The sequence below is a fragment of the Nonomuraea lactucae genome, from assembly GCF_003313395.1.
Taxonomy (GTDB): Bacteria; Actinomycetota; Actinomycetes; order Streptosporangiales; family Streptosporangiaceae; genus Nonomuraea; species Nonomuraea lactucae.
The window spans coordinates 1-12,390 of sequence record NZ_QNFZ01000997.1; the positions used below are offsets into that span (position 1 = coordinate 1).

Sequence of the window (12,390 nt, forward strand, 5' to 3'; positions counted from 1 at the left end):
GGGCGGGCGCAAGCCCAGGCGCGGCGCGGCGGGCGCGAAGAAGCCCGCGGCGGGCGGCGACGCTCTGGTCAGCCCGATGCAGGGCACGATCGTCAAGGTCGTGGCCACCGACGGCGACACCGTGGCCGAGGGCGACACGGTCGTGGTGCTGGAGGCCATGAAGATGGAGCAGCCCCTGACCGCGCACAAGTCCGGCACCATCACCGGCCTGAGCGCCGCCGTCGGGCAGACCGTCACCTCCGGCGCCACCCTCTGCGAGATCAAGGACGTCTGAGGGCGGCATCCGGGGATCTTCCGCATCGCTGCGCGCCCGGACGCCCGGGTGCGGGTAGCGTGCCCAGTGAGGAACTTTGTCCACCGCCCGTTCGTCCTCATGGGCGAAGGAGGCTAGCTGCCAATGACCCATTCGCTGCGCCGTGCAGGGGCCGCGATCGCGGCTCTGATCGCCGGTCTATTCGTCATCCTCGCGCTGTCCCCTGCCGCCCACGCGGCAGCGCCGCCTGACGCGCAGTCCGTCCTCGCCCATTGGAAGACCGACGACCCCCTGTTCGTACAGGCGGGCTCGCCGCTGACGTCGGACGAGCAGTCGCAGATCCGTGAGGCGCTGAAGGACTCCAAGAGCAGTATCTACGTCGCCGCGCTGCCCGACGGCACGGTGCCGTCCAACGCCGCCGCCGGGCCCTACCTGCAGCAGCTCGGCTCGGCCGTCTCCCAGGCCAAGAGCGGCCAGGTGACCGTGGCGGTGCTCGACGGCAAGTCACTGTTCGCTCTCTCCAACTTCGGCCGCGGCGCCACCGGCGAGGCGGCCAACCTCGCCGTGCGCAACCACGATGAGTTGGTGCCCGGCATGCAGGACTTCGTCGAGCGCGTCAACCTTCTCGCCAGCGGCAAGCGCAACTCGGCGCTGACCTCCGGCCCCGTGGGCGGGGGCGGCGGCGGCACCGGCGTGCTGGTCGGCCTGGGGGCGCTCGCGCTCGTCGGCGGCGGCGGCTACTTCCTCTACTCCAAGAACAAGAAGAAGAAGCAGGCCATCCAGGACGCCAAGGACCTGGCCGCGGTCAAGCAGACCGTCGAGGAGGACGTCACCAAGTTCGGTGAGGAGATCACCGCGCTCGACACCGACGTCACGATCGCCGGCCAGGGCGGCCAGCACATCGACGAGTGGCAGCAGGCGCTCGACTCCTACGAGAAGTCCAAGACGCAGCTCGCCGCGGTCGAGCGCGCCGACCAGGTCCGCGACGTCACGCAGACCCTCGAGGACGGCCGCTACGCCCTGGCCGTGGTCAAGGCCAAGGTCAACGACAAGCCGGTGCCCGAGCGGCGCGCGCCCTGCTTCTTCAACCCGCAGCACGGCCCGTCGGTGCGCGACGTGAGCTGGGCGCCGCCCGGCGGGGCGGCGCGCGACGTCCCCGCCTGCGCGGGCGACGCCGAGGCGGTGGAGCGCGGCTTCGACCCGAAGACGCGCGAGGTCATGGTCGACGGCCGGCGCCGCCCCTACTACGACGCGGGACCGGCCTACCAGCCCTACGCCTACGGCTACTACGGCGGCTTCGGCGACATCATGACCGGCATGTTCATCGGCACCATGATGGGCAGCATGCTCGGCGGCGGCTGGGGCCTGGGCGGCTACGGCGCCGGCTACGCGGAGGGCCTGGCCGACGGCGGAGGCGGCGACTTCGGTGGCGGCTTCGGCGGCGGAGGCGACTCCGGCGGAGGCTGGGGCGACTTCGGTGGCGGAGACTTCGGCGGGGGCGACTTCGGCGGAGGCGACTGGTAACCGCCCCGCGCACCGCTGACCGCTCCTCACGCACTCCGGGCGCGCTCCCTCAGGGGGCGCGCCCTCCCTTTTCCTGCTCCCGCGAGATCAGATCGCGGCCTCGGGCTGCATGAGGCGGCGGGCGGCCTCGGTGATCGAGCCCGACAGCGACGGGTAGACCGCGAACGTGTGGGCCAGCTGGTCCACGGTGAGGCGCTGCTGCACCGCCACCGACACCGCCAGGATCAGCTCCGACGCGCGCGGCGCCACCACCACGCCGCCCAGCACGATGCCGGTGTGCGGCCGGCAGAACAGCTTGACGAAGCCGTCGTGGAAGCCCTGCATCTTGGCACGCGCGTTGGTGGCCAGCGGCAACTTGACCACGTTGGCCTCGATCTCGCCCGCCTCGATGGCCCGCTGCGCGACGCCGACCGCGGCGATCTCGGGGTCGGTGAAGATGTTGGAGGCCACCGTGGCCAGCCGCAGCGGCTGGACGGCCTCGCCGAGCGCGTGCCAGACGGCGATGCGGCCCTGCATGGCGGCGACGGAGGCGAGCATGAGCACGCCCGTGCAGTCGCCGGCCGCGTACACGCCGGGCGCCGAGGTGCGCGAGACCTTGTCGACCTTGACGAAGCCGTACTTGTCGAGCTGGACCCCGGCCTCCTCCAGACCCATCCCCGCGGTGTTGGGGACCATGCCGACCGTCATCAGCGCGTGGGAGCCCTCGGCCGTGCGGCCGTCCTCCAGCGTCACCACCACGCCGCTCTCCGTGCGCTTGACGGAGGAGGCGCGCGAGCGGCCCATGACGTTCATGCCGCGGCGGCGGTAGACCTCTTCGAGCACCTCGGCGCCGTCGGCGTCCTCGTTGGGCATCATGCGGTCACGGCTGGAGACCAGCGTGACCTCGGACCCGAGCGAGCGGTAGGCGCCCGCGAACTCCGCGCCCGTCACCCCGGAGCCCACCACGATCAGGTGCTCGGGCAGCTCGTCGAGGTCGTAGAGCTGGCGCCAGGTGAGGATGCGCTCCCCGTCGGGCTCGGCGCCCGGCAGCACGCGCGGGGTGGCGCCGGTGGCGACCAGCACCACGTCGGCCCTGATCGTGCGGTCGCCCGCCTTGACCACCTGAGGGTCGACCAGCCTGCCGCGCGCCTTGACGATCTCGACGCCCTCGGCCGCGACCCTCGTCGCGATGTCGGCCGACTGGGCCTGGGCGAGCTCCTTGACCCGTTTGTTCACCAGCGGCAGGTCGACGGTCGCCGCGCCGACCTCGCCGTCGGGCCCGCCCGAGTAGCTGATGCCCAGCGAGGCGGCGTCGAGCAGGGCCTGCTTGCGGACCGAGGTCGCGATCAGCGTCTTGGACGGCACGCAGTCCGTCAGCACGCAGGCGCCGCCGGGACCCTCCTGCTCGACCATCGTGACCTGCGCCCCTAGCTGCGCCGCCACCAGCGCCGCCTCATAGCCGCCCGGTCCGCCACCGATGATCACGATCCTCGTCACGTGTACCATTCTTCCGCATGCCCCGGCCCGGCGACGAACGGGGCGGCCACCCGCGCGCTACCCTTGGCTGCTGTGCCTGTCTACGCCGCCTACGGCAGCAACATGGACCCGGACCAGATGGCCATGCGCGCCCCGCACTCTCCGATGCGGGGTGTGGGCTGGTTGCAGGGCTGGCGCCTGACGTTCGGCGGGGAGGACGTCGGCTGGGAGGGCGCGCTGGCCACCATCGTCGAAGATCCCGACGAGCATGTCTTCGTCGTGCTCTACGACGTGCCCGAGTGGGACGAGACCTCCCTCGACGAGTGGGAGGGCGCGGCCCGCGGGCTCAACCACAAGGTGCGGCTGCGCGTCCAGACGCTCGAAGGTGAGCAGGTGGCCTGGTTCTACGTGCTCGACGGCTACGAGGGCGGCCTGCCCTCCGCCCGCTACCTCGGCATCCTCGCCGACGCCGCCGAGCGGGCCGGCGCCCCCGACGATTACGTCAAGAGCCTGCGCGGACGCCCCTGCAAGTCGCTCGGCGGCTGAGCGACCCGGCCCGCGGGGGCTCGGCCTGCGGGGGCTCGGCGCGAAGAGCCGTACGCTGTCCTCACACCCAACGTCCGCTACCGCGCCGCGACGGCGGGCAGCCTCAGCTCGTCCAGGTTGCGACGCACCGGCACGGCCAACCCTCCGCGAGGCCGGCCCGCCGACCCTGGAAAGGACACCATGACCCCTGCTGAGAACGAAGTCGCCGAGCTGTGCGCCGAGCTGATCCGCATCGACACCAGCAACTACGGCGACGGCGGCGGCCCGGGCGAGCGCGCCGCCGCCGAGACCGTCATGGCCAGGCTCGCCGAGGTCGGCATCGAGGCCACCTACATCGAGAGCGCACCGGGCCGCGGCAACGTGGTGACCCGCGTCGAGGGCTCCGACCCGTCCCTGCCCGCCCTGCTCGTCCACGGCCACCTCGACGTGGTGCCCGCCAACGCCGCCGACTGGTCGGTGGACCCGTTCGCCGGCGAGGTGATCGACGGCTACATCTGGGGCCGCGGCGCCGTGGACATGAAGGACATGGACGCGATGATGCTCGCCGTTCTGCGGCAGCTCACCCGTGAGGGGCGCAGGCCGCGCCGCGACCTGGTCTTCGCGTGGCTGGCCGACGAGGAGGCCGGCGGCGGCTACGGCTCCAAGCACCTCAGCGAGCACCACCCCGAGTTGTTCGAGGGCGTCACCGAGGCGATCAGCGAGGTCGGCGGCTACTCGCTGGAGGTCGACCCGTCCCTGCGCCTCTACCTGATCGAGACCGCGCAGAAGGGTCTCGCCTGGATGAGGCTCATCGCCGAGGGCACGGCCGGTCACGGCTCGATGCTCAACTCCGACAACGCCGTCACCGAGGTCGCCAACGCGGTCGCGCGGGTGGGGGCCCACCAGTGGCCGATCACGCTCACCCCCACGGTGCGGCGGTTCCTCACCGAGGTCGCCGACGCCTTCGGCATCCCGTTCGACGAGGACGACCCCCGGCCCATCCTCGACCGGATCGGGCCGCTGGTCCGCTTCGTCGGCGCGACGCTGAGCCACACCGCCAACCCCACCCAGCTCGACGCCGGCTACAAGGCCAACGTGATCCCCGGCCAGGCGACGGCCGTGATCGACGGCCGCTTCCTGCCCGGCCACGAGGCCGAGTTCTTCAAGACCATCGACACGCTCATCGGGTCCAAGGTGCGCCGCGAGTTCGTCCACCACGACATCGCGCTGGAGACCTCGTTCGACGGCGCCCTGGTCGAGTCGATGATCGCCGCGCTGAAGGCCGAGGACCCGACCGCGCGGGCGGTGCCCTACTGCATGTCGGGCGGCACCGACAACAAGACCTTCTTCGCCGACCTGGGGGTGCGCGGGTTCGGGTTCGTGCCGCTGCGGCTGCCCGCCGACATGGACTTCGCGTCGATGTTCCACGGCGTGGACGAGCGGGTGCCCGTCGAGGCCCTCCAGTTCGGGGTGCGGGTCCTGGACAGGCTGCTCATAAACTACTGAACGTGAGCAACGACCCCTATACCCTCGCCGCCGAGGCCGCCACGGCGCTGAAGGCCACCGCCGGCCACGACTCCTTCGACGTGGCCCTCGTGATGGGCTCCGGCTGGGTCCCGGCCGCCGACGCGATCGGGGAGACGGTCGCCGAGATCCCCTTCACCGGCCTGCCCGGCTTCTCCGCCCCCGCGGTGGCCGGGCACGGTGGCAAGATCCGTGTCGTCCGCACCGGCTCCGGGCGGCACGCGCTCGTCTTCCTCGGCCGCAGCCACCTCTACGAGGGCCGCGGCGTCGACTCGGTGGTCCACGGCGTGCGCACCGCCGCCGCCGCGGGCGTACGCACGATCGTCCTGACCAACGCCGCGGGCGGCCTGCGTCCCGAGACCCAGAAGGTCGGCGACCCGGTGCTGATCAGCGACCACATCAACATGACCGGGGCCAACCCGATCACCGGCACCACGTTCATCGACCTCACCGAGGTCTACTCGCGGCGGCTGCGCGCGCTCGTGCACGAGATCGACCCGGCCGTGGCCGAGGGCGTCTACGTGGCGTTCCGCGGCCCCACCTACGAGACGCCGGCCGAGATCCGCATGCTGCGCACGCTCGGGGGCGACCTGATCGGCATGTCCACCGTCCTGGAGGCCATCGCCGCCCGCGAGGCCGGCCTGGAGGTGCTCGGCTTCTCCCTGGTCACCAACCCGGCCGCGGGCCTGGCCGGCGACCCGCTCGACCACGAAGAGGTGCTGGAGGTCGGCCGTTCCACGGCCGTCCGCATGGGCGTCCTGCTGGCCAAGGTCGTGGACCGGCTGTGACGGCCGACCTGCTCCGGCGGGCCCGCGAGTGGCTGCTGCAGGACCCCGACCCGGAGACCCGTACGGAACTGTCCGAGCTGATCGAACGCCGTGACCTCGCGGCGCTGCGCGAGCGGTTCGACCGCAAGCTGGAGTTCGGCACCGCGGGCCTGCGCGGCGAGCTGGGCGCGGGCCCCAACCGGATGAACCGCGTCACCGTCATGCGGGCCGCCGCCGGGCTGGCCCGGGTGCTCGGCGAGGGCAGGCACGTGGTCATCGGCTACGACGCCCGGCACAAGTCCGACGTCTTCGCCCGCGACACGGCCGCGGTGCTGACCGGCGCGGGCCTGCACGCCTCGCTGCTGCCGTGCCCGCTGCCGACGCCCGTACTGGCCTTCGCCGTTCTCCACCTCGGCGCGGACGCGGGTGTGACGGTCACCGCCAGCCACAACCCGCCCCGCGACAACGGATACAAGGTCTACTGGGGCGACGGCTCCCAGATCGTGCCGCCGATCGACCGCGACATCTCCGAGGCCATCGACGCCGTCGGCCGCGTGGACCGGCTGCCCCTCGACGGTCCGGGCACGCTGACCGAGCTGAGCGAGGACATCGTCGACGACTACATCGACGCGATCACCCGGCTGCCGCTCGGCGACGCCCGTGACCTGCGGGTGGCCTACACGCCGCTGCACGGCGTCGGCGGGGCCACGCTGACGGACGCGTTCCTCCGTGCCGGGTTCCAGAGCCCGATGGCCGTCGAGGAACAGCGCAATCCCGACCCCGACTTCCCCACGGTGGCGTTCCCCAACCCCGAGGAGCCGGGTGCGATGGACCTGGCCGCCGCACTGGCCGCCCGGATCGGCGCCGACCTCGTGCTGGCCAACGACCCCGACGCCGACCGGTGCGCGGTGGGCGTGCCGCTGCGCGACGGGTCGGTCCGCATGCTGACCGGCGACGAGGTGGGCGGGCTGCTCGCCGAGCACGTCATCACCCACACCTCCGGCGACCGCATGGTGGCCACGACGATCGTCTCGTCCACGCTGCTCAGCAAGATCGCCCGCGCGCACGGTGTCCGCTACGGCGAGACGCTCACAGGCTTCAAGTGGATCATCAAGGCCGGACCCGGCCTGGTCTTCTGCTACGAGGAGGCCATCGGCTACAGCGTCGGCCACACCGTCGGCCACACCGCGGACTCGGCCACCGGCCCCGGCACCGGCCCCGGCGCGATGCTGCCGGTGCGTGACAAGGACGGCATCGGCACCGCCCTCACGGTGGCCGCCATCGCCGCGGCGACCAAGCGCGACGGCCGCACCCTGCTGGACCTCCTCGACGACCAGGCCCGCCGCTACGGCCTGCACGCCACGTCGCAGCTGTCCGTCAGGGTGGAGGACGTGTCACTGATCGCCGACGCCATGGCCCGCCTGCGCGCCACTCCCCCCACGTCACTGGGCGGGCGCACGGTCGAGCGGGCCGACGACCTGAGCAAGGGCGAAAGCGGCCTCCCGCCGACCGACGGCCTGCGCTACGCGCTGTCGGGAGACGCCCGGGTCGTCGTACGCCCCTCGGGCACCGAGCCGAAGCTCAAGTGCTACCTGGAGGTCGTCATCCCGGTCACCGCCGACGTCGCCGCCGCCCGGGCCCGGGCCGTACGAGACCTGGACGCCCTGGAGTCCGACGTCAGCGCGGCCCTGGGACTCTGACCCGGTCCCGAGAGGCCACTCCTGGCGGCCCGTCCTGAGTAAGCTCGTTCGCCAATAGGACCAGATCTGGTAGGGCCAAAGTTGGTGGGGCCATTTCTGGCCCCCTTCAGGGGGCGGGTTGGACGGTTTCATCGGCCGGGATCGCGAACTGGCCGCACCTCGAAGGCAAGCCGCAACGTCTGTTCGACCGCGAGTTCTCCCGGCGTCCGGTGTTGCTCATGCTGATCGGTTCGGACCCGTCCATCATGGAGGCGACAGCCCTCACGGTGAGCGGCGAACGAGCCATGGCCGCGGAAGATGCCGGGCGCCGGCACCTCCACGCCGCTGTACGCAGTCTCGCGCGGCGGGTGCGACGTGGAGGGGGTCAGGCACGTCACGCCTGAGGAGTCGCTGGGCGTGTGGCGTCACGCCTGAGCAGGAGCGCGGGACCGGGTGTCAGGCGAGCCGGAATTCCAGGTCCATGTCCCAGTTGTTGAGGTCGGGTTCGACTCGCGGATCGGTCTGGAAGAACTCCAGGCGGCAGCCCCAGCGTTCGGCTCCGCCCGATTCGGTCATGTCCCACCGCAGGCCCCGCTCCGCGGCCCACTTCAGCAGGCCGATGATGATGCCGGCGAGCTGGTCGGGATGGCCGTGGTGGGAGGAGGTGACGTAGCGGCCGGCGGGCAGGACGCCGGCCCGGATCTCGCCCTCGCCCTGGACCGGCTCCGCGACGGGTACGCCCGCCTCGACCTCCAGCCGGTCGGCGGCCATGTCGATCATGTGATATCTGAGGAACGGCGCCCCGGCGGGTGCGGCTCCGCGCGTGGCCAGCCAGCCGATCAGCTCGCCGATGCGGTCGCCGACCTCGTTGAAGGTCGTCATGGTGATGGTCCTGCGCACGCCCACGTAGGCGCGGTCGGGGTGTTCCACGATGCGGGGCTCGGTGTCTGGCATTGTCTCGTCCTCCTTGGACCCACCTGTACGGGGTTTCACCCATCGGTACGGACTGGACCCGCGAAACTCATCGGCAGTCCGAACAGGGGGAACAGGCGCGCGCCGAGATAGGTGGTGGTGCCGGTGACCCGGCCCGCCGCGACCTCGACGACCAGGAGGGCGAACGGCTCCCCGCTCAGGTACTGGCCGAAGGCGGCCGAGCCGTTCGCGCTGGTCGGCAGCAGGCGGGAGCCGCCGCACGGCGCGCCGGAGCCGAGCATCGCCCGGCGGATGTCGTCACGGCCGCGCAGCCACCAGGTGAACGGCGGCATCGACATCGTGGCGTCCTCGTGGAGCAGCGAGACGAGCGACTCGACGTCGTAGCGCTCGAAGGCGTCAACGTAGCGGGCCAGCAGTTCACCGTCGACGCCCTTCTCCTCGTACGGCTCGGCGCGGGCGGGCAGTGCGGCCCTGGCCCGCTGCAGCGCGCTGTTGACCGACGCGACGCTGCCGCCGAGCAGGCCCGACACCTCGGCGGCGCTCCAGCGCAGGACGTCACGCAGGATCAGCACGGCCCGCTGGCGCGGCGGCAGGTGCTGCAGCGCCGCCACGAACGCCAGCCGTACCGTCTCCTTCGCGACCGCCACCTCGGCGGGGTCGGCGGCGAGGCTGGAAAGGGGCGCGCGGCCGTGGGCGGGGAGGACGAGGCCGTCGGGCACCGGCTGGACCCACCTGTCGTCGGGCAGCGGCGGGCCGAGGGCGGCGCCCGGCGACGAGGCGGGACCGAGGTCGATGGCGCGCGCCCTCCGCTGGGCGCCGCGCAGCATGTCGAGGCAGACGTTGGTGGCGATGCGGAACAGCCACGGACGGAGCGGCGCCCGGTCAGGGTCGTAGCGGTCGAGCGCGCCCCATGCCTTGAGCATCGTCTCCTGTACGGCGTCCTCGGCCTCGAACCCGGAGCCCAGCATGCGGTAGCAGTAGCCGGTCAGCTCGGTGCGATGCCGCTCCAGATCCGCGACCTCCACTTGCCTCCTGACCCCCGTTCCTCTCGGTCCAACGGCGTCAGGGTCAACACCACAGGCGTGGCCGCGAGAACCCCGTCAGCCGATCACGATCGCGGCGGCGACCATCGCGGCGGCCGCGGCGAGCACCGCGAACGAGTCGATCGCCCATCGGACCTGCGCCGGAGCGGCCTCCGCCGAGCGGCGCCTGGCCGACTCGGCGCGGTCGGTGATCTGCTCGCCCACCCAGTCGGCGTGCGTCTTGCCCGCGAACGCCTCGGCCGCGGCCTGCTCGGCCTTGGACAGCGCCGGCTCGGTCCGCAACCGCCCGCGCCGCGGAACCGGAGCCCCGCGGCGCTGCGCCTTGGCCCGCTCGCGCGCGGTGCTCACCGGAGTCCACAGCCGCAGCAGCCGCCCGTCGCCGTGGCGGACGTTGATGGAGTGGGACACCGTCACCCCGTCGATCGACGCCCACGGCACGAGCGTCGTGCGCAGCGGGTTGCGCACGACGAGTCGGTCCTCGGTGAACACGGTGGCCGGCCGGAGCGCGATCAGGTAGACCACCGCGGTCAACGCCCCGAGCACGGCCAGCGCCACCAGCGACGGCTTGCCGTTGTAGCGGACGATCAGGTCCCAGACGTTGAACGCGACGAACGCCACCCACGCCCAGCCGAGGACGAAGGCGAACCTGGACCGGTAGGTCTGTTTCACGGCTGCCACTTGAGCTGCGCGAACCCGGGCTTGATGACGCCGTTGATCAGCGCCAGCCGCTCGTCGAACGGGATGAACGCCGACTTCATCGCGTTGACCGTGAACCACTGCAGGTCGTCCCACCCGTAGCCGAACGCCGCCACCAGCTTGGCGAACTCCAGCGACGAACTGGTCGAGCTCATCAGCCGGTTGTCGGTGTTGACCGTCACCCGGAAGTGCAGGCGGCGCAGCAGCCCGATCGGGTGCTCGGCGATCGAGGAGGCGGCGCCCGTCTGCAGGTTCGACGTGGGGCACATCTCCAGCGGGATCCGCTTGTCGCGCACGTAGGCGGCCAGCCTGCCGAGCTTGGCGGTGCCGTCACCGGCCACGGAGATGTCGTCGATGATGCGCACGCCGTGCCCCAGCCGGTCGGCGCCGCACCACTGGATGGCCTGCCAGATCGACGGCAGCCCGAACGCCTCGCCGGCGTGGATGGTGAAGTGGGCGTTCTCCCGCTGGAGGTATTCGAACGCGTCGAGGTGGCGGGTGGGCGGGTAGCCGGCCTCGGCGCCGGCGATGTCGAACCCCACCACGCCGACGTCACGGTAGCGGACGGCCAGCTCGGCGATCTCCATCGACCGGGCCATGTGCCGCATCGCGGTCAGCAGGGTGCCGACCCGGATCCCGCGCCCCTCCGAGCCCTGCTTGAACCCCTCCAGCACGGCCTCCACCACCTGGTCGAGGCTGAGCCCGGTCGTGGTGTGCTGCTCGGGCGCGAAGCGCACCTCGGCGTAGACGACGCCGTCGGCGGCCAGGTCCTCGGCGCACTCGGCGGCCACCCGGACGAGCGACTCGCGCGTCTGCATGACGGCCACCGTGTGTTCGAACGTCTCCAGGTAGCGCTCCAGCGACCCGGAGTCGGACGCCTCCTCGAACCACTGGCGGAGGCTGTCGGGGTCGGTGGTGGGCAGCCGGTCGTAGCCGCACTCCCGTGCGAGATCCACGATGGTCTCGGCCCGGAGGCCACCGTCGAGATGGTCGTGTAGCAGCACCTTCGGCGCGCGCCGGATCTCGTCAATCGTGGGGCTCATCAGGCCATGATATGTGGCAGGAGCACCACGGAGCTCAGGAGCGGTGTGCCGTTTCGGGGCTGAATGCCGGCAGGCAGACGGCCACGTATTCGGCCCCCTCGGGCCCCGCGCTGTAGCGGATCGTCTCGCCCGGCTCCGACACGATGGACTGGCCCGCCGAGACCTCGGTGACGCCGCCGGCGTGCTCGACGAGCACCGTGCCGCGCAGGACGACCGTGTACTCGGCGAACGAGGGGGTCTGGGCGGGTTCGTCCCAGCCGGGCGGGGCGACCATGTGGGCGATGGAGATCGCCTCGTCGCCGCTGTTGACGCGCCCCACGTGCTCGTCGATCAGTTTGCCACCGGGCACCGGGACCCGCGTGGGGCCTTCGATCTTTCTCACCACCCGGTCAGTGTGCCACGTCGATGACGAGCCGGTCCGGACGGGTGTGCTCCGTCACCCTGAAAGGCCGCTCGGAGTCCGCGAGGAGCCCCACGACGACGCGGCCCTCGAAGTCGCCGGCCCGGACCGCCCCGGTGAGGGCGCCGAGGGACGGGGGGACGCCGCCGCCCGTCCAGGTGGGCGTGCCGTCGGAGGTGTGGGCCTCGGCGGGGGTCAGCAGGACGTACAGGCAGGCGCCGCCCTTGAGGTCCACGGGCTTGCCCGACCCTTCCTGCGCGAGCTCGTCCACCCAGCGGACGGCGTGGCCGGGGAGGCCGCCGTCGAGGTCGATCACCACGCGGTCGAACGTGTCGTGGCGGCCGAAGCGGACGCCTGTCACGAGGACGGGCTCGCCGCGTTCGCGCTCGACCTCGACGGGGGCGGTGCCGGTGGGCCGGCCCGGCATGCCGGTCACCTCCGCCGGGCCCGGTGAGAGCGAGCCGGTGGTGGGGGCCGTGGGGGTTCCGGTGGGGGTCGGCGTGATCGCCGCCGTGGCGTCCGGCCCGCCGGGGCCCTGCCCGCCCCCG

Annotated in this window: 13 protein-coding genes; 6 read left to right on the forward strand and 7 right to left on the reverse strand. The window is 72.3% G+C overall.

All coding sequences use genetic code 11. From position 1 onward, the window contains the following. Together DQW85_RS35865 and DQW85_RS45085 are read left to right on the forward strand one after the other, a co-directional pair. Positions 1-274 (forward strand): acyl-CoA carboxylase biotin carboxyl carrier protein subunit (locus DQW85_RS35865; RefSeq protein WP_338043440.1); only part of this gene is annotated, 274 nt, incomplete at its 5' end. Positions 275-397: 123 nt separating this feature from the next. Then, positions 398-1,777: a hypothetical protein gene (locus tag DQW85_RS45085; RefSeq protein WP_162795651.1), complete on the forward strand. Its 1,380-nt coding sequence runs from the start codon at positions 398-400 to the stop codon at positions 1,775-1,777. A gap of 87 nt (positions 1,778-1,864) precedes the next feature. Here the strand turns inward: DQW85_RS45085 and DQW85_RS35875 are convergent, their stop codons facing one another. Further along, positions 1,865-3,253: an NAD(P)H-quinone dehydrogenase gene (locus DQW85_RS35875; protein WP_113704204.1), complete on the reverse strand. Its 1,389-nt coding sequence runs from the start codon at positions 3,251-3,253 to the stop codon at positions 1,865-1,867. A 72-nt stretch (positions 3,254-3,325) separates the two neighbouring features. On the opposite strand from DQW85_RS35875, the gene DQW85_RS35880 reads away from it, so the two are divergent. The 4 genes from DQW85_RS35880 (at position 3,326) to DQW85_RS35895 (ending at position 7,748) form a co-directional block, all read left to right on the forward strand. Then, on the forward strand, positions 3,326-3,778 hold the full coding sequence (locus DQW85_RS35880) for a gamma-glutamylcyclotransferase family protein (RefSeq protein ID WP_113704194.1): 453 nt from the start codon (positions 3,326-3,328) through the stop codon (positions 3,776-3,778). A gap of 180 nt (positions 3,779-3,958) precedes the next feature. Continuing rightward, a complete protein-coding gene (locus DQW85_RS35885; RefSeq protein ID WP_113704195.1) occupies positions 3,959-5,263 on the forward strand; it encodes a M20/M25/M40 family metallo-hydrolase in 1,305 nt (434 codons plus the stop codon). A 2-nt stretch (positions 5,264-5,265) separates the two neighbouring features. Further along, on the forward strand, positions 5,266-6,069 hold the full coding sequence (locus tag DQW85_RS35890) for a purine-nucleoside phosphorylase (RefSeq protein WP_113704196.1): 804 nt from the start codon (positions 5,266-5,268) through the stop codon (positions 6,067-6,069). Then, a complete protein-coding gene (locus DQW85_RS35895) occupies positions 6,066-7,748 on the forward strand; it encodes a phospho-sugar mutase (protein ID WP_113704197.1) in 1,683 nt (560 codons plus the stop codon). Before DQW85_RS35890 ends, DQW85_RS35895 begins: the two co-directional genes overlap by 4 nt. 435 nt (positions 7,749-8,183) lie before the next feature. Here the strand turns inward: DQW85_RS35895 and DQW85_RS35900 are convergent, their stop codons facing one another. From DQW85_RS35900 to DQW85_RS35925, 6 genes are all read right to left on the reverse strand, one after another. Beyond that, a complete protein-coding gene (locus DQW85_RS35900) occupies positions 8,184-8,681 on the reverse strand; it encodes a GyrI-like domain-containing protein (RefSeq protein WP_113704198.1) in 498 nt (165 codons plus the stop codon). Positions 8,682-8,716: 35 nt separating this feature from the next. Continuing rightward, a complete protein-coding gene (locus DQW85_RS35905) occupies positions 8,717-9,685 on the reverse strand; it encodes a sigma-70 family RNA polymerase sigma factor (RefSeq protein WP_113704199.1) in 969 nt (322 codons plus the stop codon). A gap of 75 nt (positions 9,686-9,760) precedes the next feature. Further along, positions 9,761-10,372, reverse strand: a complete 612-nt coding sequence (locus tag DQW85_RS35910; RefSeq protein WP_162795652.1) for a PH domain-containing protein — start codon at positions 10,370-10,372, stop codon at positions 9,761-9,763. Beyond that, positions 10,369-11,442 carry an adenosine deaminase gene (locus DQW85_RS35915; protein ID WP_113704201.1) on the reverse strand — a complete coding sequence of 358 codons (1,074 nt, stop codon included), beginning with the start codon at positions 11,440-11,442 and terminating at the stop codon, positions 10,369-10,371. The genes DQW85_RS35910 and DQW85_RS35915 overlap by 4 nt, the downstream gene beginning before the upstream one ends. Positions 11,443-11,476: 34 nt before the next feature. Further along, positions 11,477-11,827, reverse strand: coding sequence for a cupin domain-containing protein (locus DQW85_RS35920; RefSeq protein WP_113704202.1), 351 nt, complete (start codon positions 11,825-11,827; stop codon positions 11,477-11,479). Positions 11,828-11,831: 4 nt separating this feature from the next. After that, a partial coding sequence (locus DQW85_RS35925; protein ID WP_113704203.1) for an AMIN-like domain-containing (lipo)protein occupies positions 11,832-12,390 on the reverse strand: 559 nt, incomplete at its 5' end.

Bases quoted from the DNA above. Each gene is read 5' to 3' on its own strand.
- DQW85_RS45085 (WP_162795651.1), top strand. From the start codon at position 398: ATGACCCATTCGCTGCGCCGTGCAGGGGCCGCGATCGCGGCTCTGATC.
- DQW85_RS35885 (WP_113704195.1), top strand. From the start codon at position 3,959: ATGACCCCTGCTGAGAACGAAGTCGCCGAGCTGTGCGCCGAGCTGATC.
- DQW85_RS35900 (WP_113704198.1), bottom strand. From the start codon at position 8,681: ATGCCAGACACCGAGCCCCGCATCGTGGAACACCCCGACCGCGCCTAC.
- DQW85_RS35915 (WP_113704201.1), bottom strand. From the start codon at position 11,442: ATGAGCCCCACGATTGACGAGATCCGGCGCGCGCCGAAGGTGCTGCTA.